Genomic DNA, 3,412 nt, shown 5'->3' on the forward strand with positions numbered 1-3,412 from the left:
CTTGCCTCTCGGCCTGCTCGCGACGACTTCTTCACAACCTCTCTGCGTTTGGCATGTACGCATGGCAAGTGGGGATTCAGTCCTTCTCCGCTCCCACTACCTCGACCCTGGTCATCGGCTGGTTATCACCGGCAAAGGAGAACACCTCATCGACCTGAAGCCCGCGCGGAATCTGATGCGTGATGAAGATCATCGTCACCTGGCCCTTGAGGGTGTTGATCGTCTGGGCAAGATGCTCGGCCGTCTGCTGGTCGAGGCTGGAGACGGCTTCGTCGAAGATCAGGATCTTCGACCGCTTCAGTAAGGCACGGGCAATCGCGATGCGTTGCCGCTGGCCGCCCGAGAGCCCGGTACCGCGTTCGCCGATCTCGGTCTGGTAGCCGCCCGGCAGTCGTTCGATCACGTCATGAATCTCGGCTGCCTTGCATGCGGCGATCACGTCCTCGAAGCTGGCGTGCGGATGGGCCATCACCAGGTTGTCGTAGAGCGTGCCCGAGAAGAGCACGGTTTCCTGCGGCACGACGCCGAAGGCCGCGCGCAGTTCGTTGGCGGCGAGATATCGGATGTCCTGCCCGTCGAGGGCAATGCCACCCTCCTGCGGCTGGTAGAAACCGAGCATCAGTTTGGCGAGCGTGCTCTTGCCGCATCCGGAGGGACCCGTGATGACGCTCAGGTGGCCGGGCTTGAAGGCGATATCGAGGTTGTTGTAGAGCCAGGGGAGAGTCTCTCCGTAGCGGAAGGCCAGGTTGCTGATGGTCAGCAAGCCTTCGCCCCTGTTCTCCCGGCTGGGGATGAGCGCATGCGGTTCCTGCGGCATGTCGAGAATATCACCCAAGCGCTTGAGGGCGATATTGGCCTGCTGAAACTCTTGCCAGAGACCGACAAGTCTTAACATGGGTTGGCTCATGCGTCCGGCAAACATCTGGAAGGCGACGAGCATGCCCACCGTAAAGCCCTCGTTCTTCATCACCAGCAAGGCGCCGACGACCAGGATGGAGAGCGTCATCACCTGCTCCAGTGCGTTGGCGATGACGTGATAGGTGTTGCCCACCTGTCTGGTCGAGAAGCCGGAGGCCAGGTATTGGGCCAGAAGGTCGCCGTATTTCTGGTCGATATCCGGTTCCATCTGCAGGGATTTGACCGTGCCCATGCCGGCGATGTACTCGGTGAGGAAGGACTGGTTGCGCGCCGCGAGCATGAACTGGCGGTTGATTTTTTCCCGGAAGACGGGCGCGACAAGGAGGCTCAGCAGGGCAATGAGGCTTAGAAGGCTGACAGCGATCAGCGAGAGCTGCCAGCTATAGGCGAACATGACGGCGAGGAAGATGAGCAGAAAGGGCCCGTCGAGGATGAGGGCGACGGCGGCGCCGGAGACGAATTCGCGGAGGGTCTCGACGCCGTGCAGGCGGGCGACCAGCGTGCCGGTGGGGCGGTTCTCGAAGTACGCGAGCGGCAGACGCAGGAGATGGCGGAGCACTTGGCTGCCCAACACGGCGTCGATGCGGCTGCCGGTGTGCAGGATGAGGTACTGACGCAGCCAAGTCATGCCGGCGGTAAAGAACAGGAACAGCACCAGGGCGACGGCGAGGACGATGAGCGTGCTGTGCGTCTGATGTACGATGACCTTGTCGATGATGACCTGGGTGAAAAGGGGGGTGACCAGTCCGACAAGCTGGATGAAGAGCGAGGCGGTAAGGATTTCCAGCCACAGGCGGCGGTGCTTGAGGAGTTCGGGGATGAACCAGGAGAAGCCGAAGACTTTCCTGTCGGGAGCAAACCCGGGGATTCCGTCCTCATCGGTCGTGGCCGGCCCGGCGGTACGGCTGAGCAGCATGAGTTCCGGTTCGAGGCGCTCGGCCGCTTCGCTGCGGGTCAGGCTTTCTGCGGTTTGCTGACCGGGTCGGAAATACAGGATGTGCTCTTCCGAGAGCCCAACAATCAGGATGGCGGAGGCCGGCGGGCGTGGCGCCTGAGGGGGCGGATCGCCCGACGATGAGGAGCAGTCGGCGGCCATCGCCGAAGCGGTGTGCGCTGGAGTTGCGGGCGCAGATGGGGCGGTCTCGGGCGGCGGGTCGCGCAGAAAGGCGATCGCCGGTAGCAGGTGTTCGCCGTCCCTGAGGTTCCGGATGGGGCGCGAGCCGGTCTGGAAACCCAGTGCCCGCGCGGCTTCGTGCAGGCTGGCCCGGGTGATCGGCGGCGGGAAGTGTTGCGCGATCAAGGCGGCGTCGAAAGGAATGCGTTTCAGGTTGCACAGACTGCCGAGCAGCCACAAGGCATCGTCGGTCCGCAACGCTCGTTGCATGGGTGTCTCTCTCACACTGATGTCTGGCGAGGAGGAAAGGGTATCACGTTTGTGGGAATGGAAACCTCGTTCCGGTCGTGCGCGGCGACAAGCGCCGCACTGGCCGGCCTGATCAAACATCAATAGAAGGGAATAGAGCGTCTGACGGACGTTCGCGTCCACTTCGAGGCGACCGTCAAGCTGTTTTCTCCGGACTTTGGGCCGCGCACCGGGACCAAAGCACTGCCGGTTCGAAGCCTTTTTTTTCAGGCGAATGCCAGCGGATGGTCCTGGACATCTTCCGTGAGGCGCAAGGCGCGGCGCTGAGCAGCCACCAGATCGGCGAAGCGCTGGCCGCGCGTAAGGCGCTGGAAACAAGAACTGAACATGCTGGGCAAACCAACGTTACCGTAACCGGATTGCATGCCCACTGCGAGCAAGCATGGGCGGCACGGGCGGTACTGATACGAGTCTCTGCCGTGGAGGCTGGGAGGCCGAAACTGCGGGGCAGTTGGCACGCCGATCCGTCTGGCATCATGTCGGGGATCACTTCAAGCGAGTCCTCGCCGGCATCGGGGGGCCGCCAACACATCGGTTGCTGGGAAATCATGCGAAAGGAGTCGGCTGACTGCGGTTCTTCGGATCAAGTGCGTCGGAGGTTCCGCGCTACCACGGGACGCGACATCAGATCGGTCGTCGCGTTGGCCAGGTGGCAGCAATCGGGACCAGAATGGCATATCGGCGGCAATGGGTTGGAGCCCTCTATTTCTGAATGTACTCAATGTGCGACGGGTGTCATGGCGTCAAAGGATGATGACGAGATAACCGCAGTTGTCGCGGGTGTATTGGCCGGAATTGCGCTGGCCGTGGTGGGCGTGGTCTATGCCGTCGGCGGTGGCAAGACGATGCGGGCGCCGGCGGCGAGTTCGCTCGAGATGGTCGACATGGCGCCGATCGGCGAGCCGCGGGCGAAGGTCTATTTTGGCGTCGGCAAGGCCGAGCTGAACGAGGCGGACGGGGCCGTCGTGGCGACCACCGTGCAGGCGCTGGCGAACAAACCGCAAGCGATCGTACTGCTCTCCGGTTTTCATGATCCCTCGGGCGATGCGGCGGCCAACGCGCGACTGGCCA

At 62.7% G+C, this 3,412-nt stretch carries 2 protein-coding genes; one reads left to right on the forward strand and one right to left on the reverse strand.

Features of this window, described 5'->3' with window-relative positions; translation table 11 throughout:
- Positions 1-76: 76 nt before the first annotated feature.
- Entirely contained in the window at positions 77-2,302 is a 2,226-nt protein-coding gene (locus RKP46_RS14065; protein ID WP_409194151.1) for a peptidase domain-containing ABC transporter, read from the reverse strand.
- A gap of 263 nt (positions 2,303-2,565) precedes the next feature.
- Here RKP46_RS14065 and RKP46_RS14070 point away from each other — a divergent pair.
- Positions 2,566-3,412: hypothetical protein (locus RKP46_RS14070; RefSeq protein WP_311107214.1), on the forward strand; the 847-nt coding region annotated here is incomplete at its 3' end.

It is taken from the genome of Accumulibacter sp., assembly GCF_031732815.1.
Classification (GTDB): domain Bacteria; phylum Pseudomonadota; class Gammaproteobacteria; order Burkholderiales; family Rhodocyclaceae; genus Accumulibacter.

Coding starts and splice junctions, on each gene's coding strand:
- RKP46_RS14065 (WP_409194151.1), bottom strand. CDS start 2,302: ATGCAACGAGCGTTGCGGACCGACGATGCCTTGTGGCTGCTCGGCAGT.